General features: G+C 71.5%; 22 protein-coding genes and 2 pseudogenes. 13 read left to right on the top strand and 11 right to left on the bottom strand.

Annotation, left to right across the window (positions count from 1 at the left end):
* Nucleotides 1-58 precede the first annotated feature (58 nt).
* The 8 genes from HQQ78_RS00715 to HQQ78_RS00680 all read left to right on the top strand — a co-directional run bounded on the left by HQQ78_RS00715 (nt 59) and on the right by HQQ78_RS00680 (nt 7,589).
* The gene (locus HQQ78_RS00715) at nt 59-832 is read left to right on the top strand and encodes an LLM class flavin-dependent oxidoreductase (protein ID WP_173152037.1); all 774 of its coding nucleotides are present in this window, start codon (nt 59-61) and stop codon (nt 830-832) included.
* A 61-nt stretch (nt 833-893) separates the two neighbouring features.
* Nucleotides 894-1,856, top strand: a complete 963-nt coding sequence (locus tag HQQ78_RS00710; protein ID WP_173150790.1) for an acetylxylan esterase — start codon at nt 894-896, stop codon at nt 1,854-1,856.
* 124 nt (nt 1,857-1,980) lie between these two features.
* Nucleotides 1,981-3,012 carry an NADPH:quinone reductase gene (locus HQQ78_RS00705; RefSeq protein ID WP_173150789.1) on the top strand — a complete coding sequence of 344 codons (1,032 nt, stop codon included), beginning with the start codon at nt 1,981-1,983 and terminating at the stop codon, nt 3,010-3,012.
* A 109-nt stretch (nt 3,013-3,121) separates the two neighbouring features.
* Nucleotides 3,122-4,171 (top strand): MBL fold metallo-hydrolase, encoded by a 1,050-nt coding sequence (locus HQQ78_RS00700; protein ID WP_173150788.1) that lies wholly within the window; start codon nt 3,122-3,124, stop codon nt 4,169-4,171.
* A 104-nt stretch (nt 4,172-4,275) separates the two neighbouring features.
* The gene (locus tag HQQ78_RS00695; protein ID WP_173150787.1) at nt 4,276-5,151 is read left to right on the top strand and encodes a patatin-like phospholipase family protein; all 876 of its coding nucleotides are present in this window, start codon (nt 4,276-4,278) and stop codon (nt 5,149-5,151) included.
* Between the two features lie 47 nt (nt 5,152-5,198).
* The gene (locus HQQ78_RS00690) at nt 5,199-6,422 is read left to right on the top strand and encodes a glycosyltransferase (protein WP_123569986.1); all 1,224 of its coding nucleotides are present in this window, start codon (nt 5,199-5,201) and stop codon (nt 6,420-6,422) included.
* A 124-nt stretch (nt 6,423-6,546) separates the two neighbouring features.
* A complete protein-coding gene (locus tag HQQ78_RS00685; RefSeq protein ID WP_123569985.1) occupies nt 6,547-7,026 on the top strand; it encodes a heme-degrading domain-containing protein in 480 nt (159 codons plus the stop codon).
* A gap of 20 nt (nt 7,027-7,046) precedes the next feature.
* Nucleotides 7,047-7,589 carry a hypothetical protein gene (locus HQQ78_RS00680; protein ID WP_173150786.1) on the top strand — a complete coding sequence of 181 codons (543 nt, stop codon included), beginning with the start codon at nt 7,047-7,049 and terminating at the stop codon, nt 7,587-7,589.
* On the opposite strand, the gene HQQ78_RS00675 is transcribed toward HQQ78_RS00680, so the two are convergent.
* Nucleotides 7,586-9,184, bottom strand: a complete 1,599-nt coding sequence (locus tag HQQ78_RS00675) for an MFS transporter (protein WP_173150785.1) — start codon at nt 9,182-9,184, stop codon at nt 7,586-7,588. The two genes, HQQ78_RS00680 and HQQ78_RS00675, sit on opposite strands and share 4 nt — an antisense overlap.
* 287 nt (nt 9,185-9,471) lie before the next feature.
* On the opposite strand from HQQ78_RS00675, the gene HQQ78_RS00670 reads away from it, so the two are divergent.
* Complete coding sequence (locus tag HQQ78_RS00670; protein ID WP_056044955.1) at nt 9,472-10,062, top strand: hypothetical protein; 591 nt, start codon at nt 9,472-9,474, stop codon at nt 10,060-10,062.
* A gap of 58 nt (nt 10,063-10,120) precedes the next feature.
* Here HQQ78_RS00670 and HQQ78_RS00665 read toward each other — a convergent pair whose 3' ends face one another.
* The 5 genes and pseudogenes from HQQ78_RS00665 to HQQ78_RS00645 all read right to left on the bottom strand — a co-directional run bounded on the left by HQQ78_RS00665 (nt 10,121) and on the right by HQQ78_RS00645 (nt 12,610).
* The gene (locus tag HQQ78_RS00665; protein ID WP_173150784.1) at nt 10,121-10,561 is read right to left on the bottom strand and encodes a hypothetical protein; all 441 of its coding nucleotides are present in this window, start codon (nt 10,559-10,561) and stop codon (nt 10,121-10,123) included.
* A 33-nt stretch (nt 10,562-10,594) separates the two neighbouring features.
* Nucleotides 10,595-11,119: pseudogene (locus HQQ78_RS00660) on the bottom strand (DUF427 domain-containing protein).
* A 131-nt stretch (nt 11,120-11,250) separates the two neighbouring features.
* Nucleotides 11,251-11,661, bottom strand: a pseudogene (locus HQQ78_RS00655) (GNAT family N-acetyltransferase); the annotation flags it as partial.
* Between the two features lie 32 nt (nt 11,662-11,693).
* Nucleotides 11,694-12,191 carry a helix-turn-helix transcriptional regulator gene (locus tag HQQ78_RS00650; protein WP_173150783.1) on the bottom strand — a complete coding sequence of 166 codons (498 nt, stop codon included), beginning with the start codon at nt 12,189-12,191 and terminating at the stop codon, nt 11,694-11,696.
* 200 nt (nt 12,192-12,391) lie between these two features.
* Complete coding sequence (locus HQQ78_RS00645; RefSeq protein ID WP_173150782.1) at nt 12,392-12,610, bottom strand: hypothetical protein; 219 nt, start codon at nt 12,608-12,610, stop codon at nt 12,392-12,394.
* A gap of 96 nt (nt 12,611-12,706) precedes the next feature.
* Between HQQ78_RS00645 and HQQ78_RS00640 the strand changes: the two genes are divergently transcribed.
* Entirely contained in the window at nt 12,707-13,495 is a 789-nt protein-coding gene (locus HQQ78_RS00640; protein ID WP_173150781.1) for a hypothetical protein, read from the top strand.
* A gap of 77 nt (nt 13,496-13,572) precedes the next feature.
* Nucleotides 13,573-14,226 carry a DUF2625 family protein gene (locus tag HQQ78_RS00635; RefSeq protein ID WP_173150780.1) on the top strand — a complete coding sequence of 218 codons (654 nt, stop codon included), beginning with the start codon at nt 13,573-13,575 and terminating at the stop codon, nt 14,224-14,226.
* Nucleotides 14,227-14,599: 373 nt separating this feature from the next.
* On the opposite strand, the gene HQQ78_RS00630 is transcribed toward HQQ78_RS00635, so the two are convergent.
* The 4 genes from HQQ78_RS00630 to HQQ78_RS00615 form a co-directional block, all read right to left on the bottom strand.
* Nucleotides 14,600-14,815 carry a hypothetical protein gene (locus HQQ78_RS00630; RefSeq protein WP_173150779.1) on the bottom strand — a complete coding sequence of 72 codons (216 nt, stop codon included), beginning with the start codon at nt 14,813-14,815 and terminating at the stop codon, nt 14,600-14,602.
* Between the two features lie 13 nt (nt 14,816-14,828).
* Nucleotides 14,829-15,068, bottom strand: coding sequence for a hypothetical protein (locus HQQ78_RS15650; protein ID WP_254064995.1), 240 nt, complete (start codon nt 15,066-15,068; stop codon nt 14,829-14,831).
* Between the two features lie 169 nt (nt 15,069-15,237).
* Nucleotides 15,238-15,813: a uridine kinase gene (locus tag HQQ78_RS00620; RefSeq protein ID WP_173150778.1), complete on the bottom strand. Its 576-nt coding sequence runs from the start codon at nt 15,811-15,813 to the stop codon at nt 15,238-15,240.
* Nucleotides 15,814-15,946: 133 nt separating this feature from the next.
* Nucleotides 15,947-16,885: an AraC family transcriptional regulator gene (locus HQQ78_RS00615; protein ID WP_173150777.1), complete on the bottom strand. Its 939-nt coding sequence runs from the start codon at nt 16,883-16,885 to the stop codon at nt 15,947-15,949.
* Between the two features lie 168 nt (nt 16,886-17,053).
* Between HQQ78_RS00615 and HQQ78_RS00610 the strand changes: the two genes are divergently transcribed.
* Both HQQ78_RS00610 and HQQ78_RS00605 read left to right on the top strand, forming a co-directional pair.
* Nucleotides 17,054-17,410 (top strand): putative quinol monooxygenase, encoded by a 357-nt coding sequence (locus HQQ78_RS00610; protein ID WP_159825137.1) that lies wholly within the window; start codon nt 17,054-17,056, stop codon nt 17,408-17,410.
* A 159-nt stretch (nt 17,411-17,569) separates the two neighbouring features.
* Nucleotides 17,570-17,833, top strand: a complete 264-nt coding sequence (locus HQQ78_RS00605; RefSeq protein WP_173150776.1) for a hypothetical protein — start codon at nt 17,570-17,572, stop codon at nt 17,831-17,833.
* Nucleotides 17,834-17,918: 85 nt separating this feature from the next.
* Here the strand turns inward: HQQ78_RS00605 and HQQ78_RS00600 are convergent, their stop codons facing one another.
* On the bottom strand, nt 17,919-18,185 hold the full coding sequence (locus tag HQQ78_RS00600; protein ID WP_173150775.1) for a hypothetical protein: 267 nt from the start codon (nt 18,183-18,185) through the stop codon (nt 17,919-17,921).
* Nucleotides 18,186-18,227 lie beyond the last annotated feature (42 nt).

The raw sequence follows: 18,227 nt of genomic DNA, 5'->3' as shown, positions 1-18,227 counted from the left end.
TGATTCTGCGCGATGACGTTTGTCGTCTTCGACCCGACACTACGAGAACCCGCTCTCGATGGCCGAGCAGGCGGCGGCCGCCGACCTGATCAGCGCAGGGCGCCTGCAGCTCGGCGTCAGCCGCGGATCACCCGAGCCCGCCCTGCGCGGCTGGGAGGCCTTCGGCCACGTCCCCCTCGAGGGCGAGAGCGACGCCGACCTCGCCCGCCGGCACACCGAGGCGTTCCGGGCGGCGATCGACGGCGCCGACGTCGCCGAGTCGGACCCCAAGATGACCGGCTGGTCGCACGGGCTCTCGGTCGAGCCACACTCCCCCGGCCTCGGCGAGCGCATCTGGTGGGGTTCCGGCAGCCGGTCGACGGCCGTCTGGACCGGCGAGCAGGGCATGAACCTGATGAGCAGCACCCTCTTGACGGAGGACACGGGGGTGCCCTTCGACGAGCTGCAGGCCGAGCAGATCGCGCTGTACCGGGAGGCCTACCGCGCCGCCGGGCACGCCCGTGAGCCGAGGGTGTCCGTCAGCCGCAGCGTGATCCCGATCACCACCGACGAGGACCGTCGCTACTTCGGCGTCCGCGCCCAGGCCGACTCGCAGGACCAGGTCGGCCTGCTCGACGGCGTGCAGTCACGCTTCGGCAAGAGCTACGTGGGCGAACCCGACGTCATCGCCGAGCAGTTGGCCGCCGACGCCGCAGTCCGGGACGCCGACACGATCCTGCTGACGGTGCCCAACCAGTTGGGGGTCGCCTACAACGCCCGTCTGCTGCAGACGGTCGCCGACCACGTCGCGCCCGCGTTCGGCTGGGTGCCGAACCTGGCCCGCGCGAGCTGAGCCGCGCCTCCTGCACCGCGCCTCCTCGGCTGTCGTCGCGGGCTGCGGTAGACAAGGGGGCATGTTCACCGACCTGCCCGAACCCGCCCTGCGGGAGTACCGCAGCACCCAGACCGACCCCGACGACTTCGACGAGTTCTGGGCGACGACGCTCGCCGAGACGCGGGCGCACCCGCTCGACCTGCGGGTCGACCGGGTCGACACGGGGCTGACGACGGTCGACGTGTACGACGTGACGTTCGCCGGATGGGCGGGTCAGCCCGTGCGGGCCTGGTTGCGCGTGCCCGCCGGGGCGGAGGGACCGTTGCCGGCGGTCGTGCAGTTCGTCGGCTACGGCGGCGGTCGCGGCGCCGCCGTCGAGAACCTCTTCTGGTCGTCGGCCGGCTTCGCTCACCTGCAGATGGACACCCGCGGCCAGGGCTCGGGGTGGAGCCTCGGCGCCACCCCCGACCCGGACGGCTCGGGTCCCGCTCACCCCGGCGTCATGACGCGGGGCATCGACTCGCGGGAGACCTACTACTACCGCCGGGTGTTCGCCGACGCCGTCCGCGCCGTCGAGGCCGCGCGCGGCCTCGACGTCGTCGACGCCTCCCGGGTGTCCGTCGTCGGCGGCAGCCAGGGCGGCGGCATCGCACTCGCCGTCGCGGGACTCGTCCCCGACCTCGCCGCCGTCGCGGCGTACGTGCCGTTCCTCTGCGACTTCCGGCGCGCGACCGTCATCACCGACGCCGACCCGTACAAGGAGATCGGACGCTACCTGGCGGTCCACCGGCACCGCGCCTCCTCGGTGCACGACGTCCTCGCGTACTTCGACGGCGTCAACTTCGCGAGGCGGGCCACGGCCCCGGCCCTCTTCACGACGGCACTGATGGACCCGACCTGCCCGCCGTCGACGGTGTTCGGCGCGTTCCACGCGTACGCCGGGGCGGCCGACGTCACGGTGTGGCCGTACAACGGACACGAGGGCGGTGGGTTCGAGGACGACCTGCTGGCGCTCGCCCTGTTCCGCGGCGCCGGGTCCTGAGCCGGCCCGCGCACCACACGACGCCGTCGAGTGGGCACGACACCGTGACGTGCAGCGGTGCCGTGTCCACTCGGTGGCGTCCCGGGCGGGAACACGGCGGGGCCGGGTCTGGTTGGCTCCGGGCATGAAGTCGATCGTGTACTCCGAGACCGGACCCGCCCCCACCGTGCTGCAGCTCGTCGACCGCGACCTGCCCGAACCCGCCGCCGGCGAGGTGCGGGTGCGCGTCGTGTTCTCGGGCGTCAACCCCACCGACTGGAAGTCCCGCGCAGGCGGCGGGCCCGGCGAGTCGCTGCCGTTCCCCGAGGTCACGCCCAACCAGGACGGCTCGGGCGTCGTCGACGCCGTCGGCGAGGACGTCACCGGCCTGACGGTCGGCGACCGCGTCTGGACCTACCTCTCGGCCCACCAGCGCCCCACCGGCACCGCGCAGGAGTACACCGTCCTGCCCGCGTCCCGCGTCGTCCCGCTGCCCGAGGGCGTCGGCCTGGACGTCGGCGCGAGCCTCGGCGTCCCCGCCATGACGGCCCACCGCGCGCTCACCGTGTGGGAGGACGGCCCGAGCCGCCTGACCCCCGGCAGCCTCGACGGCGCCGTCGTCCTCGTCGCCGGAGGCGCGGGTGCGGTCGGTCACGCCGCCATCCAGCTCGCCCGCTGGGCCGGGGCCACCGTCGTCACGACCATCAGCAGCGACGAGAAGGCCGCCCTGGCCACGGCCGCCGGTGCCCACCACGTCGTCAACTACCGCACGGACGACGCCGCCGCCCGCATCCGCGAGATCGCCCCCGCCGGCGTCGACGTCGTCGTCGAGGTCGCCATCTCGCAGAACGCCGACCTGCTGGCCGACGTCGTCGCCCACCGCGCCTCCGTCGCGATCTACGCCGACAACGGCGGCGACACGACGACCATCCCGATCCGGGCGAACATGATCACGAACACCCGGTTCCAGTTCGTCCTGCTCTACACCGTGGGCGAGGAGGCGCTGCAGGCCGCCGTCGAGGACGTCACCGCGGCCCTGCGCGACGGCGTGCTGCCGGTCGGCGAGGCCGCCGGCCTGCCGCTGCACAGCTTCCCGCTCGCCGACACGGCCGCCGCCCACGAGGCCGTCGAGGGCGACGTGGTCGGCAAGGTGCTGATCGAGGTCTCCGCCGAGTAGACGACGGGCTCCGCATAGTCCGGCGCCGCGTCGACGACGGGCTGCGCATGGCCCGACGCCGCCTCGACGGACGCGGGGCGGCGCGGGCGGCGCTGGCTAGGCTCGCGGGGTGACCGACGCCGCCAGCCGACCCGCGCCTCCTGCCCCTCCCGTCCCGCTCAGCCCCGTGCAGGCCGACGCCGTCCGTCGCGGCGCGCTGCCGCCCGTGGAGGAGATCCGGCACGGCGTCTGGTCGGTCGCGTTCGAGTTCGGCGACGGCATCGACGACCACTCGTTGGGCTACGTCGTCGAGGGCTCCGACGGCGCCCTGACGGTCATCGATCCCGGGTGGGGAGTCGAGGCCAACCTCGACCGCCTCGAGAGCGCCCTCGCCGACGTCGACCACTCGCTCGCCGACGTCGAGCTGATCGCCGTGACCCACCTGCACGCCGACCACCTGGGCGGAGCCGAGGCGCTGCGCCGGGCCTCCGGCGCCCGGATCGCCCTGCACGCCGCTGAGCAGCGCGCGCTGGGCGATCGGCCGTCCGACGCCGCGGCCGCCGACGCCGACATCGCCCGGTGGGGCGCGCCTCGGGACGACCAGGAGGCGCTGGTCGCGTCGTGGGGGTCGGGTCGCCACCTGCCCGCGCTCACCGCCGACCTGCTGCTCGGCGACGGCGACGTGCTGCCCGTCGCGGGACGGCTGCTGCGTGCGGTGCACACCCCGGGCCACACGGCGGGCCACCTCTGCTTCGTCGAGCCCGAGCAGCGACTCGTCTTCACGGGCGACCACGTGCTGCCGCGGATCAACCCCGGCATCGGCCTCGGCGGGCGCACGGGAGCGAACCCGCTGACCGACTACCTCGCCTCGCTCGACCGCATGGTGGCGCTCGACGTCGCCGGCCCCGACGCTCTCGAGGTGTGCCCCGGCCACGAGTACCGCTTCGTCGGTCTCCGCGCTCGGGCCGAGACCCTGATCGCGCACCGCGCCGACCGCAGCCGTGACGCGGCCGCCGCCCTGGACGCGCTCGAGCGGCCGACGGTGTGGCAGGTCGCCGAGCGGATGTCGTGGAGCGGCGGCATCGCCTCGTTGCACGGCTACCGGCTCGGCTCGGCCCTCGCGCAGACCGAGTGGCACGTGCAGGACCTCGGCCGCGCCGACGAGCTGCGCGCCGCCTGACACCCGCCCGAGGACGTGGCGAGGTGACCGGCCTAGTGTCGAGCGCGGCCCCGGGGGACGCACCGCGCCTCCTGCCCGGACCGCCACCACGACCGAGGAGAGACATGAGCACGACCACGACCCCCACCCGCACCGCCCTCGTCCTGGGCGGTGGCGGCATCACCGGCATCGCTTGGGAGCTCGGCGTGCTGTCGAGGCTGCTCGAGGCGGGCGTGCCCGTGGACGAGGCCGACCTCGTCGTCGGCACCTCGGCCGGATCGGTCGTCGGGACGATGGTGCGGCTCGGCCGCGTCGACGAGGGCCTGCGGGAGCAGTTCGAGGCCGTGACCGAGTTGCCGTCGGGCTCGATCGACCCCGAGGTGTTCCAGCAGACCCTCGGGCAGGCCCTCGCGGGGGCGACCGATCAGCAGGAGGCGCGGGCCCGCATCGGTGCCCTGGCGCGCGAGACGCCCGTGGTCGCGGACGAACCTGAACTCGTCACGGCCATGCGGGAGCGCTTCGGAGGCGTCGCCTGGCCCGACGCCGCCCTGACCGTCTGCACCGTGGACGCCACCGACGGCTCGTTCCGTCCGCTGGACGCCGGCTCGGACGTCGACCTCTACCGGGCCGTGGCCGCGAGCTGCTCGGTGCCCGTCGTCTGGCCCACCGTCGACGTCGACGGCCGCCCGACCATGGACGGCGGCGTGCGCTCGGGCACCAACGCCGACCTCGCCGACGACTACGACCGGGTGCTCGTGCTGTCGTGCGGACCCGAGCTCGACGTCTCGCCGCTCGGGCCCACGCTGCCGCAGGTCGTCGAGGCGCGCCGCACCGCCGGCCGGGACGTGCTGGTCGTCCAGGCGGACGCCGAGTCCCTGCAGGCGTTCGGCACCGACGTCCTCGCGACGACCACCCGCCGCCCCGCGGCGGAGGCCGGTCGCCGACAGGCCGAGGCCGTGCTCGACGACGTCCGGGCCTACTGGGCGGGCGGGGTCGCCTGACCGGCGACGCGCAGACCGCGGGGGCGGTGGGCCGGTACCCTCGGGAAGTGACCACCGCCTCCTCCCCGCTCCGCATCGCCCTCGTGTCGTTGCACACGTCCCCCGGTGCCGAGCCCGGGTCGGGCGACGTCGGCGGCATGAACGTCGTCGTCCGCAACCAGGCCGAGGCGCTCGGCGCCGCGGGCCACGAGGTCGAGATCCTGACCCGCCGGTCCTCGCCCGACGAGCCCGCGAGCCTGGCCCTCGCCCCCGGCGTCACGCTGCGGTTCCTCGACGCCGGCCCGGCCGAACCGGTCACGAAGGGGCGCAACGAGCTCTACGTCGACGAGTTCCGCGACCGGCTCGCCGAGCTCGGCCCGTGGGACGTCGTCCACTCGCACCACTGGTTCTCGGGCATGGCCGCGCTTCCCGTCGCCCGTGCCCTCGGCGTGCCCCACCTGCAGAGCTTCCACTCGATCGCCGCCCACGACTCCACCCCCCTCTCGCACGGCGAACGCGCCGAGTCCCCCGGCAGGATCGCCGGCGAAGAACGGCTCGCCCGCGAGTCCGACGCCGTGGTCGCGATCAGCCACGCCGAGGCCGGGACCGTCACCTCCCGTCTCGGCGGCTCACCCGACCGCGTCCACGTCGTCCTGCCGGGCGTCGACGGCGAGCTCTTCCACCCGGCGGAGGCGGGCCGGACCGCCCCGGGCCGCCCGTACGTCGTCGTGGCGGGGCGACTCGAACCGCTCAAGGCACCCGACCTCGCCCTGCGCGCGGTGGCGGCGGTCCCCGCCGAGGTGCGCCCCGACCTCGTCATCGCCGGCGGCGCCTCGACCGAGTTCGCCGGGTACGAGTCCGAGTTGAGCGCCCTGAGCGACGACCTCGACCTCACCGTGCACTTCCTGGGCCCGCGATCGCGGCCCGGCCTCGCCGCACTGCTGCGGGACGCTGCCCTCGTGCTCGTGCCCTCCCACTCCGAGACCTACGGGCTCATCGCTCTCGAGGCCGCGGCCAGCGGGGTCCCGGTGATCGCGGCGGCGTCGGGCGGCCTCCGCGAATCGGTGGTCGACGGCGTCACGGGCATCGTGCTGCCGCAGCGCGACCCGCAGGCCTGGGCCCGGGCGATGACGCAGGTGCTCGCGGACGCCGGGCTGCGCGACCGGCTCTCGCGCGCCTCCCGGTCCCACGCCCTCGACCACCCGTGGTCGCGTTCGGCCGACGACCTCGTGGGCGTCTACTGCGGGTCGCTCGCCCGCCAGGGGTCGCCCTGCGCCGCGGCCTCGGCCTGACCCCTCCCGACGCCACCAGCCCGTTGACGGGGGCCGGGCCTAGGCTCGGGTCGTCCCGCGACGGCGCGCCGCCGCGCGCCCGTGCCGACCCACCAGCTCGCCCGACCACCCCAGGAGGCCACCGATGACCGACGACACCCTGCTCCAGACCCTCATCGAACAAGAAGAGCGCCTCGTCTTCCGGCGGTTCACCCTCGACGTCGCCCTCGACCTGGGCGCGCATCTCCTGGCCGAGGCCCGACGCCGCGACCTCGCCGTCGCGGTCACCGTGCGGCACGGTCGGCAGCGGGCGTTCCACGCGGCCCTGCCCGGCAGCAGCCTCGACAACGACGAGTGGCTCGACCGCAAGGCCCGCGTGGTCGAGCGCTACGGGCAGAGTTCGTACCGGGTGGGCGAGTCGTTCCGGGTGCAGGGCGGCACGTTCGACGAGAAGTCGCGCCTCGACACCGGCCTCTACGCGGCGCACGGCGGGCTGTTCCCCGTGCGGGTCACGGGCGTCGGCGTCGTCGGCTCGGCCGGCGTCTCCGGCCTGCCGCAGGCCGACGACCACGCGTTCGTCGTCGACGTGATCGAGGACTTCCTCGACCACGGCTACGACGCCTGAGCCCACCGCCCGAGCACCACGTGGACGACCCGATCGCAGGAGGCGCGGTGCCGGCCCCCGAGTCCCCGTCCGACGACGAGGCGGCCGCCTCGCTCCGCGCCCTCGTCGAGCAGGCGGCCGCCGACCTGGCCGCGCGCGGGGCGCGCACCGAGGCCCTCGCCCGCCACAAGCCCGCCCGGCGCATCGTCGTGGTGAAGACCGCCGAGTCCCTCGAGCCCGCCGGGCGCGCCTGGCGACTCGGCGTGCTGTTGCTCGGCACCGACGGCCGCGTCTTCGAGACCGGACGCATCACCCGGGCGGTCACGCCGACCCGTTCCCAGCACCTGTCCGCCCAGGTCGAGCAGCGCAAGGCCGAACGGCGGGCGGCCGTGCGCGGCCACTTCGACGAGGGCGAGGTCGTCAACTACGGGTACGAGACGGTGGACCTGTCGACCGCGGCGTTGCAGGGCGGCGAGCAGCGCCTCCTCGTCCGCGACGGGCACGCCCTCGTGCGGTGGGGCACGGCGACCGGCGAGGTCCGCGACCTCGCCGCGTACCTCGCCGATCGGGCCGAACTGCTCTAGCGCGCGGTCCTCTGCGAGGACGACGCAGCGGACGCGGTCGTCGCCGCGGGCTCGTCAGGCTCGGCGGGGTCGACGGGCTGGGCGGGCTCGGCGTCGAGGAAGGGCAGGTCGCCGAGGTCGATGTTCGGGTTGGCGTCCTGCGTCTCGACGAGCTCGTGCGCCTCGGCCTCGGTGGCCACGCTCGGCATCGAGCCGGGCAGCGGGCGCTGCGACGACTCCTTCATGAACCACACCGCGACGGCTCCGACCAGCGAGGTCGCCATCAGGAAGAACGCCGGCACGAGCTCGTTGCCGGTCGCCTGCAGCAGCGCCTGGATGATCAGGGGCGTCGTCCCGCCGAACACGGCGATCGCGACGTTGTACGACACGCCCATCGCGCCGTAGCGGCTCGCGGTCGGGAAGAGCGCGGGCAGCGACGACGCCTGGCTCGACACCCAGAGCGCGACGCTCACGGCGAGCAGCGACAGCCCGGCGAGGGTCGTCGCGATGCTGCCGACGCCGATCAGGAGGAACGCGGGCAGGGCGAGCAGCAGCACCGATGCGGCACCGAGCCACATGACGGGACGTCGGCCGATGCGGTCGCTGAGGCGCCCGGCGACGGGCAGCAGCAGGGCGAGCAGCACGAGCACCGGGATGGTCAGCAGCGTGCCGTGCAGCGGGTCGTAGCCGAGCGAGTCGGTCAGGTAGGTCGGCATGTAGCTGGTCAGCGCGTAGCCGACGGTGTTGGAGGCGGCGACGAGGCCGATGGCGATGACGATCGGACGCCAGTGCTGCCGGACGAGGGCGAGGGTGTTGCGCGGACGGCCCTGCGCGTCGGCGATCTCGCCGACCTTGTTCTCTTGAGCGTCCTGCGTCGCCTGGAACGCGGGCGACTCCTCGATCTTCAGGCGGAAGTAGATGGCGACGACGCCGAGCACGCCGGCCAGCAGGAAGGGCAGGCGCCAGGCCCAGTCGAGCATCTGCTGCTCGGTGGTCAGCAGCTGCAGCACCGACACGACCGCGGCGCCGAGCGCGAAGCCCAGGTAGCTGCCGAGGTCGAGGATGCTCGCGAAGAACCCGCGCCGTTTGTCGGGTGCGTACTCGCTGACGAACGTCGTCGCCCCGGCGTACTCACCACCGGTCGAGAAGCCTTGCAGCAGCTTGAGCACGACGAGGGCGATCGGGGCGAGGGCGCCGATCGCGGCGAAGTCGGGCAGCACGCCGATCAGGAAGGTCGCGCCCGCCATCAGGATGAGCGTGGTCGCGAGCACCTTCTGACGTCCGACCCGGTCGCCGAGGCGGCCGAAGACGACCCCGCCGAGCGGACGCGCGACGTAGGTCGAGGCGAAGACGCCGAGGCTGAAGAGGATCTGCAGCGACGGGTCGGCCTCGGGCAGGAAGACCCGGCCCATCGTGACGGCGAGGTAGCCGTAGACGCCGACGTCGTACCACTCCATGGTGTTGCCGACGACGGTGCCGCCGATGGCGCGCTTCATCATCGCCGGGTCGACGACGGTGACGTCGTCGACGCGCAGACGCCGCGGGCGCCTCCGTCCGGAGGCGCGGGTCGGGCGGTCGGGACGGGTCTCGCGGGTAGGGGTGGGTGGGGTTCCCATGAACGACGTTCCTCTGGATCTCGGGCGCCGGTCGCAGGAACGGGCGCCGCGGCGATCGAGCTGCGGAGGGGCGGTGCCCGGCTGCCGCGGCCCGAGTGGTCGGGTCGACGGCGGGCAACGTTACCGGCATGTCGGCGGCGGATTGCCAGGGCATTCGGAGGGAGGCACACCCACCCCCCAGCCGACGCGGGACGAACTGCCGAGCGGATCGCCTATCCTCGACGACGACTTCCGTGCCGGTCGCCGCCCACTGATCGCCACCCCACCCGACCCCCAGGAGGCCCGCCGTGCGCCGCGTGCTGATCGCCGTCTCCGTCGTGTTCGGCGTGGGGCTCGTCGCCTTCGTCGTCGCCGTCGCGATGGTCGTCTCGGCGCTCACGGCACCCCGCGACGAGGACGTCACGGCGATCACGTCGACGCCCGTGCCGGCCTGCCCCGAGGTCGACCCGGTGATGGTCGGCGACATCGAGGTGCCGGCCGGGCCGGTCGCCGGGTACTGCCAGGACCGGCTGGTGAACGCCGCGTACATCATGCTGGCCGCCCGGGCGCAGGGCATCGGGGAACACACCCAGGCCATCGGGGTGATGACCGCCATGGGCGAGTCGAGCCTCCGCAACATCGACTACGGCGACGCCGTCGGGCCCGACAGCCGAGGGCTCTTCCAGCAACGGGACAACGGCCAGTGGGGCACCTACGAGCAGCGGATGGACCCCTACACGGCGGCGACCAGCTTCTTCACGAAGCTCGTGGCCATCCCGGGCTGGAAGGACCTGACGCCGACCCAGGCGGCTCACGCCGTCCAGGTCAATGCCGACCCCGACCACTACACGAAGTGGTTCCCCGACGCCGAGGTGGTCGTGGCGGCGCTGTCGAGCTGAGCCGCGCCTCCTCGGGTCGGCCGGTCGGCCGGTCGGGGGCCGTCGGGGCCGACCGTGACTACTTGGCGCGGCGGCCGATGCTGCGACGGTCGCGCCAGGCGCCCGTCGACCAGAGCGACAGCAGGACGAGCAGCGGCTGGAAGACCAGGCGGAAGGCGCGCTTGCCGTCGGTGTCGAGGCCGAACGCGTCGGTGTGCGTGACGAGCTGCGAGATGTTGCCGGGGAAGATCGCGGTGAAGAACGCCGCGGCGACCCAGCCGACCGTCACGCGGTGCTTGGGGGCGACGACGAGGGCCGCGCCGATGCCGATCTCGACGACGCCGGAGGCGAGCACGACGAAGTCGTCGTCGAGCGGCAACCACTCGGGCACCTGGGCCTGGAACGGCTCACGGGCGAACGTGAGGTGGCTCGTGCCGGCGAAGACCAGGGCGCCACCGAGGGCGATGCGGCCGAGGGTGCGGGCGAGGGACGTGGGGCGGGGGCGGGGTCGTCTGGACATCCGTCCAGTCTCCTCCTGTCGGGGCCCTCGTCCCTACCAGCCCATCGTGCCGGGTGCGCCCTTGAACGGGCCGACCAGGTTCGCGGTGATCCAGCCGCCGTAGAAGTCGCCCTCCTGCGCCTGGACCACCTCGCCGTCGATCTCGCAGGAGTCCATGGCGCCCGGGTACAGCGCGACGTGGTCGACGAGGGACTCCTAGCCGGGCCAGGGCTCGGCGTAGGACCAGCCGGCGCGGCGCGCGACGACTCCCCCGCCGGTCACGTCGAGGTAGCCGGCCTGGCCCTTGAACTCGCAGAGGCTTCGCCCTTCGGCGCGCGACAGGGCACCTGCGGCGAAGTCCGAGCGGGGCAGGTAGTAGACGGGCGGGTGGCTCGTCTCGAGCACGCGGATCGCGGCCGTCGTGTCGGCCACCACGACGCCGCCGAGACGGACGACGACGCGCTCGGTGCGGGGCTCGACGTGTGGCGGGCGGGGGTAGTCCCACACGGACTCCTGCCCGGGGCCGGGCTCGACGCGGACGGGGTGGGGCGGACGGGAGGGGCGGCGGAAGGCGGGCATGGCCTCATGATGCGCCGCGGGGCTGGGACGCCGCACCGGGTCGCCCGCAGCCGTCGCCCCCGTGGCCGGTTGGGGTGGCCGGACGAGCCCCGACTCCACCACAAGGCTGATGCTCGACGGCCGAACCGCACCTACCCCCGCTGCACGATCGACTGACGGACGCCCTCGTGCCGCTGTGCCCTGGGAGCGACGACGGCTTCCCAGAGGATCTCGTCGTCGACGACCGTCGACGTGGGTACGAGCCCGAGCCGACGGGCCACCCGAGCTGACGCCTCGTGGTCGGGGTGGACGTAGGCCTGAAGGCGCCCGACACCCAGCGAGGTCAGCCACGTCACGACGGCTGTCGCCGCCTCCCCGGCGAGACCGCGACCCTGTTCCGAGGCCGTGACCAGCCACGCGAGATCAGCGACGAGGTCAGCGCCCTCGCGTGTGAGCGTCGCCTGGACGAATCCGACGGCCGGCCCACCGCCAGCAGATCGCATGATCCAGTTCAGCCACCCGGCACGTCCCTCTTCGGACTGACCCGTCGACTGACGGCGGTAACGCGCTTCGAGTTCCCATCGACACGCTGTGGCTACCCGCTCGTCGCCTCATCCGCGGCGGCACGGGAGAGGGGATAGGCGCGGTCCAGGCGGGGGCTGAGGACGACGAGGAACAAGAACATCGACAGCAACCACCCGGCGATCCAGTAGGCGGGAATCGAGAAGATCACGACGTTCGGCACGACGTCGGTGGCGACTGCGACGACCACGGCGATCGTGAAGAGCACGCCGACGCCGTAGTACAGGGCTCGGAAGCCCTCCTCGACCCGGCCCCGCCGATCCTGCTGGCGAGTCGTCCGCTCGTCGAGGGCCGTGACGGAGCGGCCGTAGTCGTCCTCGGCGACGGTGACGAAGAGGTCACGGACTGGTACGCCGAAGGCCTTCGCCACCCGCGACAGCGTGTCGAGGCTCCCGTCATTGCCTGCCTCGAGCCTCTGGACGGTGCGGACGGTCACGCCGCTCGCGTCTGCGAGGCGTTCCTGGGTCCAACCCATCTGGGTCCGGAGATCGACGATCCGTGTCTCGTTCATGCACCTCACACTAAGAACGACCAGCCCCGAGGTCCACGACACGGACCCGACAAACAGCCGACACCCTCACGACAGAACACCTCGGGGCCCCAGTCCCGATCATCACCTCCACCGCAGCAGACCTCGGTCTCAGATGGGGTCCGATGAACGATCGTCCATCCGGACGGCTGGCCGCCCGGTCAGAGCTGCACGTGAGCCAGTCAGCTGTCGAGCACGAGGACCCAGAGGGCCAGGACGACACCGGTCGCAACGAGCAACGCGATTCCGGACCAGAACCACGGAGCGCTCGGACCGCGCTCCGCCCTGGCCCGCGCGATGCCGTCTCGGCGAACGGCCATCACACAGGCGCGTCCGATCAGCCCGAGTCCCCCGAGGGCGACGATCACGAGCCCCGACCAGGACCACCACGAGAACTGCATGTGATGAGGATGGCCCAGACGACCAACTCCTGTGCGCGGGCCACTTACCGGCAGCCACCTCGCCGACCGCGTGCCGCCCCATGGAAGGATCGCGCCGTGACCGACACCGACTCGACGCCACCGCTCACGCTGGCACCCGGCGGGTCCCCTCGAGCGCAGGCCCTCCTCGACCGGTGGAATGTCCAATGGCAGGGCGTGCTGCCCTGGGGGTGGGCACCCCGAGAAGCGCGGCCGGAGGCATGGGTGCGCTTCCACACGCTGACAGAGGGCAGGCAACAGATTCGTCACCGTCGTGATGCCCGGGCGGTCCGCCGTCGCTTCCGACGAATCGTCCGCGCTGTCGAGGAACTGACGGATCTGCCCGCCATGGTGATCGTGTTTGCCGACGACCCGCGGCCCGGGCCTTTCCGCGATCGGGCGCTGTCAGTCCTTCCCCACCTCGAATCATGGGTCACCGACCCGCCCATGGATTTCGGGACCGACGTGGACTGGCAAGACTCCGACCCGGACGAGGACGGGAAGGAGTGGCCGCTGCCGACGCACTCGTTCACGACAGGCCCAGTCGAGGATCGCCTCCTCGACGCCTTGGTCATGCTCGCCCACGAACAAGACGACGACTTCATCGTCTTGGCCGAGGACCTCAGCAAGGCGATCAGTGCTTACGACGGCGGCGTCGACGTCGTCATGTGCGACCCGGACGACGCTGCGACCCTCGCCGATTGGCTTGCACCCTGGCTTCCTCCCAGCGGCTGGCCGGGCGCCCATTCATGGAGCCGAAGTGCGACAGCGCGCGAGATGCGTCAAGGCTTGGGTGTCGTCGACTTCGACGACGAAGACGGGAACGAGCAAGAGGACCATGTCGGAGAGGACACGACGCCGACGTGACCGGCAGGTCACCCTTGTGTGGGCAGAAGCTCACGCCCCGACCGCGAGAAGACCCGACGGTGGACCACAATCGAGGCATGGTCGATTCTCGAGGTGACGCCTGGTCCGAGTTGTCGAGACTCATTGCCACCTCGCCCCTGAATGTCATGGTGTGCCCGCCACACGACGCCTCAGCCACCGCGGCGACACTGGGACTTGGCACAGGCTCCTTTCTCGGCGCGTTCGCTCGCAACACTTCTGGCGTCATGGTGGACGACGGGTGGCTGCGCCTCCTCGGAGGTAGTTCCAGCGCCGATGGCCTGCCTGGTCTCGACCAGGCCAGTGCCGCCACCACGGGGCTGCTGGTGATTGCGATCGACGTATTGGGCGGCGTCTTCGCCCTGGACGGGGGTGCCCTCGGCACAGGCAACGGCTCCGTCCACCACTTCTCGGTCGACTCATTGAGTTGGGAGGACCTCGAGTTGGGCCACGCGGCCTTTGTGACCAGGATGCTCGCTGGTGCGACCACGAGCTTCTACGAGTCCCTCCGGTGGCCGGGGTGGCAGGCCGACATCGCCACACTGCAGCCGAGGCAAGGCTTATCTCTCTACCCTTATCCGTTCACGGCAGAGGGAAAGGACGTCAGCAGCGCCAGCAAGCGGGCCGTGCCCATGGCGGAGTTGCTCGCCGTGCACAACGACATCGCCACTCAGTTCGGAACCGATCGCGGCGTCCAAGCGACGTGGCCCTGAATCGTCCCCACCGTGCCGGAAACCGATCATCCATCGGGCACACGACGGCCCCGTGCTTGCCCGGCAGAGCAACTAAGACTGCACGAACCAAGCGACCATGCAAACCAGCCCCACAACAGCGATAGAGACCGTGAGCACAGCAGAGCGGATGCGACGCTCTTTCGACATCGCCTTGCCACCACTGACATGAGCGGCCGTGACCACGTTCATCCCCACGGCGATTACGACGCACACGAGCCCGATCGACAGGGAGGAGGCCTGCGGGTGCCATGGCACTCATCTTGCCCTCCTACCTCGCGTGACCTCGCGTGTCCGTCCTCGTTCCACCTGCTTCTAGCTCACCTCATCGGCGCATAGCCCGGCAGGCGACCGGCTACCGGGCAGTCTCATCGATGTCATCAGACGGCGATCTAGGCCTTTTGCTCACGAAGAACGTCGCGAAGCCGAGCAGGCCTGACGCGGCGGCGAGCACACCCACGAGAATCGCGGCCTCGTCGCCGTCCGCTAACGCAAAACAGAAGGTCGCCAAGACCAGACCCATACCCGAGACAACGACCCCGAGCCGTCTCAGCTTGCCGACACCTCTCACGCGCTCAGGCTAGTCACCGGACCTCGCCCCGGTGGCCGATCGTCCACCGGGATGGCTCGACAAGACTCAGCTCAGCGACGTCCACGACCGCACCGCTTGGCATGTCCGTGTAGTAGTTCTCGCGGAGCTGTGCTGCGAAGAGCGTCATGTCCGTTCCCGGAGGCTCGTGAGCCTGCTCCGCTGTGAGCTCGTCGAGGCGGTACCGGCGGACCGCGACGACCTGCCCGGCGATCGGCTGCAGTCGGATGATCATCGAAGACGAACGTCGCGGCTCCGACGCGCACCGACTCGCCCCAGCGGACGGTGGTCACTTTCTCGCCAGCGATGATCGCGTCGTAGTGCTTTCGATGGAAGTGGACAACATGGCGAGCTTCGTCAGTCACCGGACCAGCCTGCCGCAGAATCGTCCGTCCACCGATCACCTACTGAGACGATGCGTACAACAGCTCCGCGTGCTCTCGCGGCATGAACTCGTGGGCGAACTCGCGTTCGTTCGGCACCCAGACGTCGGTCCACAGCGCCTCGTGGCGTCGACCCAGCGCCCTGTCGCGGGCCATGCCGCGGCTCACAGCGACGTCGAGCTCGACGTCGCACCAGATCGTGACGTCGAGAGAAGGCAGGGCCTCAGGGTGGAAGAGCCCGATGAGATCGACGACGAGGACGTCGGCGCGAGGAACCGGCTCCGGAACGCCCAGTGCCCGTGCCGCCCAGTCGTACCGTCGAAAGTCGCCCTGCTGCTCGCCGCGGAAGGGTTCCAAGACACTCGAGACGAGACGTCGCCGGTCCACTCCGTCCCAGTCCGCAGAGCGGAGGTGAGAGCGTGCAGGATCGAGGAAGTCGTCACCGCGCATCCTCACAGCGCCGGGTAGAGCCGCGACCATGTGGCGCGCAAGCGTGGACTTCCCCGACCCGCAGTAGCCCGAGATGCCGACCACAACCGGGCGGCCGGCCGACCGAGCCCTGAGGGCCACATGCTCGAGGACTTCGCCCTGATCCATGCATCGACCCTACGAGGTCGCCCCGATGACGATGCCCTGACGGACAAGATGTGGAGATCGCCAGGAGGCCTTTCTGGGAACACGACCTCGTGCTCGATTCGAGCGCGCCGGTCGCCCGAGCAGGGCTAGCTCGTCATCGGTCGTATGAAGAGCCCTCGCCGCGCGAGGCTGTCCGATACCGCCCAGGGGGAAGTGAACGTTCGCGGCTGAAAGCTCGGCTGAACGCGTACACCGACGTGTAGCCGACGCCGGCGGCGATCTCGTCGAGCGAGTCGTCGGTGTCGCGGAGGCGGTGCGCGGCGAGGTCCATCCGCCAGCGGGTCAGGTACGCGCCGGGCGTGGTCCCGGCGAAGGTCGCGAAGCGGCGGACGAGCGTCTGCTTGGACGTCGCGACCTCGCGCGCGAGGGCCTCCGTCGTCCACGGGCGCGCCGGGGCCTCGTGGATCAGCGTCACGGCGCGCAGGAGAAGCGGGTCGCGGAGGACGCCCCACCACGATGCGTCGACAGGCGGGGCGGAGGCCAGCCAGGTACGGAGGACCTCGATGAGGAGAACGTCGACCAGGCGGTCCAGGAGGAGGTCCGTCGCGAGACCCGGGCGGGCGATCTCCCTGCCCAGGAGCCGGACCACATCGGTCAGGGTCGCATCGAGCTGCGAGGCGCCGAGGTGGACCACCGGCGGGAGGAGCGCGAAGACGGGCGTGCTCCCGGCAGGGTCGTGGGAGTAGGAGGCGCCGAGCACCTGGGTCTGCACGTCACCGTTCCCCAGGCGCAGGTCGCCGCCCTCGCGGCGGGCCTCGGCGGCGGCGGCCACGTCGCACGAGTGGACGTCGGCCCCGGGCTCGCTCGAGAGGGAATGCGCCGCGCCCGTGGCGAGGATCACGACGTCGCCGGTCATGAGCAGGCGCGGGGCCTCCCCGTCGAGGGTCAGCCAGGCGATGCCGGCGGTGACCGCGTAGACGACGGCGTCGCGGTCACGGAGCCACTCGACGCCCCAGTCGCCGCCCGCCGCGATCCGCGCACCGGCGCTCCCCCGCACCCCGGACACGTCGAGCACCTCGGAGAGAACGTCCATCCCGTCACCCTACGGCTGATCACGCGAGGCACCCATGCTGGAGGCGCAATTGGTACTCACGGACATCTTCGTGGACCTCACGCGCATTGAGTGCGCCACCGGTCGCCCCTACCGTGAATCCCACCCCGAGCGGATGCCGGGCGAGAAGACACGAGAGAAGAAGGCACCATGAGCACCACCGACGACACCGTCCCCGACGGCCTGATGCCCGCCGACGTCCTGGCCTCGACGACTCCGGTCGCCGTCTACGGTTTCGCCCGCGCGAAGGCCGGCAAGGAGCGCGAGCTGGAGGCCGCGATCCGGGCCATCATCCCGGCGGTCCGAGCCGAGCAGGGCTACGAGCAGTACGCGGTCCACACGACCGAGGAGGCGCCGGGCGCGTTCGCGTTCTACGAGCGCTGGTCCTCCGGCCCGGACATCGCCCGCCACGTGCAGCAGCCCCACATGCAGGACTACTTCGGCAAGCTGGGCGACCTCGTCGAGGGCGACCTCGAGGCGCAGTGGCTCCGGCCCCTGAGCGACTGAACCGGACAGTCCACCCCGCGAGTCGCCCCCTGCGGCTCGCGGCGGTGGGCACCCGAAAGGCTCGTCCACCCGTGCTTCATCGCAGAAACCCGTTCGGGTAGCGATCGCCTATCGGGACGATATTCGATGCCGGATCACGTCGTGGGGCATGCTCGTCCCATGAGCAACGAAGAAGGACTGCCGCAGGCTCGCCCCGTCGAAGCAACTGCAGTGACTGAGCGCCCGACGCCGTGGCTTCCGGCGAGAACCGTCCTCCTCAACCTCGTCTTGATCTTCGTCGGCGGTGGGCTTTTCTGGTTCCTCATCGACCGCGTCCAAGCGCCCATGTGGGTTGCCTTCGTCGCCTACGCCGTCATCTTCACAGCCGGATCACTCGCCATGCGCCTCATTCGAAACGCCCGGGCCGATCGCATTCATAAGTGACGTTGGTGGCCGAGCGACGCGATCCGGTAGGCGATTCCCTATCGGGCACTAAGTCGGGTCTGGGCAAAACGCGTTTGTCAGGGACTCAATCGTCGTCCCATTCGTCGCGCATCTCTTTTTTAAGAACTGCGACCTGAACCGTCAGTGCCCCAAGAAGTTCTTCGCGATTAAGCCTGTTCGTAGTCCTATATGCCCACGTCGCTTCCCCGTCGGCATTCAGTGTCTTCACGGGTAGGAACGCCTCAATGGCCGTCTCGCCTTCCTCCAGTGGATGGACCTCTAAGCCCGCCAGAGCCTGCTCGATCGGGACACGATGCTCTCCTGATGCCGGAATCCCGGAGTGACTACCCATGCCACGAGTAAAACCCATCCCCTGATCCGAGCGGTCGCGTCC

The organism is Frigoribacterium sp. VKM Ac-2859 (assembly GCF_013204925.1).
GTDB lineage: Bacteria > Actinomycetota > Actinomycetes > Actinomycetales > Microbacteriaceae > Frigoribacterium.
This window is presented reverse-complemented; position numbering and strand designations above follow the sequence as displayed.

What these genes read in the sequence shown, in the direction of transcription:
- HQQ78_RS00635 (WP_173150780.1), top strand. Translation starts at nt 13,573, where the DNA reads ATGGTCGATTCTCGAGGTGACGCCTGGTCCGAGTTGTCGAGACTCATT.
- HQQ78_RS00705 (WP_173150789.1), top strand. Translation starts at nt 1,981, where the DNA reads ATGAAGTCGATCGTGTACTCCGAGACCGGACCCGCCCCCACCGTGCTG.
- HQQ78_RS00695 (WP_173150787.1), top strand. Translation starts at nt 4,276, where the DNA reads ATGAGCACGACCACGACCCCCACCCGCACCGCCCTCGTCCTGGGCGGT.
- HQQ78_RS00645 (WP_173150782.1), bottom strand. Translation starts at nt 12,610, where the DNA reads ATGCAGTTCTCGTGGTGGTCCTGGTCGGGGCTCGTGATCGTCGCCCTC.
- HQQ78_RS00715 (WP_173152037.1), top strand. Translation starts at nt 59, where the DNA reads ATGGCCGAGCAGGCGGCGGCCGCCGACCTGATCAGCGCAGGGCGCCTG.
- HQQ78_RS00665 (WP_173150784.1), bottom strand. Translation starts at nt 10,561, where the DNA reads ATGTCCAGACGACCCCGCCCCCGCCCCACGTCCCTCGCCCGCACCCTC.
- HQQ78_RS00620 (WP_173150778.1), bottom strand. Translation starts at nt 15,813, where the DNA reads ATGGATCAGGGCGAAGTCCTCGAGCATGTGGCCCTCAGGGCTCGGTCG.
- HQQ78_RS00610 (WP_159825137.1), top strand. Translation starts at nt 17,054, where the DNA reads ATGAGCACCACCGACGACACCGTCCCCGACGGCCTGATGCCCGCCGAC.
- HQQ78_RS00605 (WP_173150776.1), top strand. Translation starts at nt 17,570, where the DNA reads ATGAGCAACGAAGAAGGACTGCCGCAGGCTCGCCCCGTCGAAGCAACT.
- HQQ78_RS00710 (WP_173150790.1), top strand. Translation starts at nt 894, where the DNA reads ATGTTCACCGACCTGCCCGAACCCGCCCTGCGGGAGTACCGCAGCACC.
- HQQ78_RS00650 (WP_173150783.1), bottom strand. Translation starts at nt 12,191, where the DNA reads ATGAACGAGACACGGATCGTCGATCTCCGGACCCAGATGGGTTGGACC.
- HQQ78_RS00600 (WP_173150775.1), bottom strand. Translation starts at nt 18,185, where the DNA reads ATGGGTAGTCACTCCGGGATTCCGGCATCAGGAGAGCATCGTGTCCCG.
- HQQ78_RS00615 (WP_173150777.1), bottom strand. Translation starts at nt 16,885, where the DNA reads ATGGACGTTCTCTCCGAGGTGCTCGACGTGTCCGGGGTGCGGGGGAGC.
- HQQ78_RS15650 (WP_254064995.1), bottom strand. Translation starts at nt 15,068, where the DNA reads ATGATCATCCGACTGCAGCCGATCGCCGGGCAGGTCGTCGCGGTCCGC.
- HQQ78_RS00675 (WP_173150785.1), bottom strand. Translation starts at nt 9,184, where the DNA reads ATGGGAACCCCACCCACCCCTACCCGCGAGACCCGTCCCGACCGCCCG.
- HQQ78_RS00685 (WP_123569985.1), top strand. Translation starts at nt 6,547, where the DNA reads ATGACCGACGACACCCTGCTCCAGACCCTCATCGAACAAGAAGAGCGC.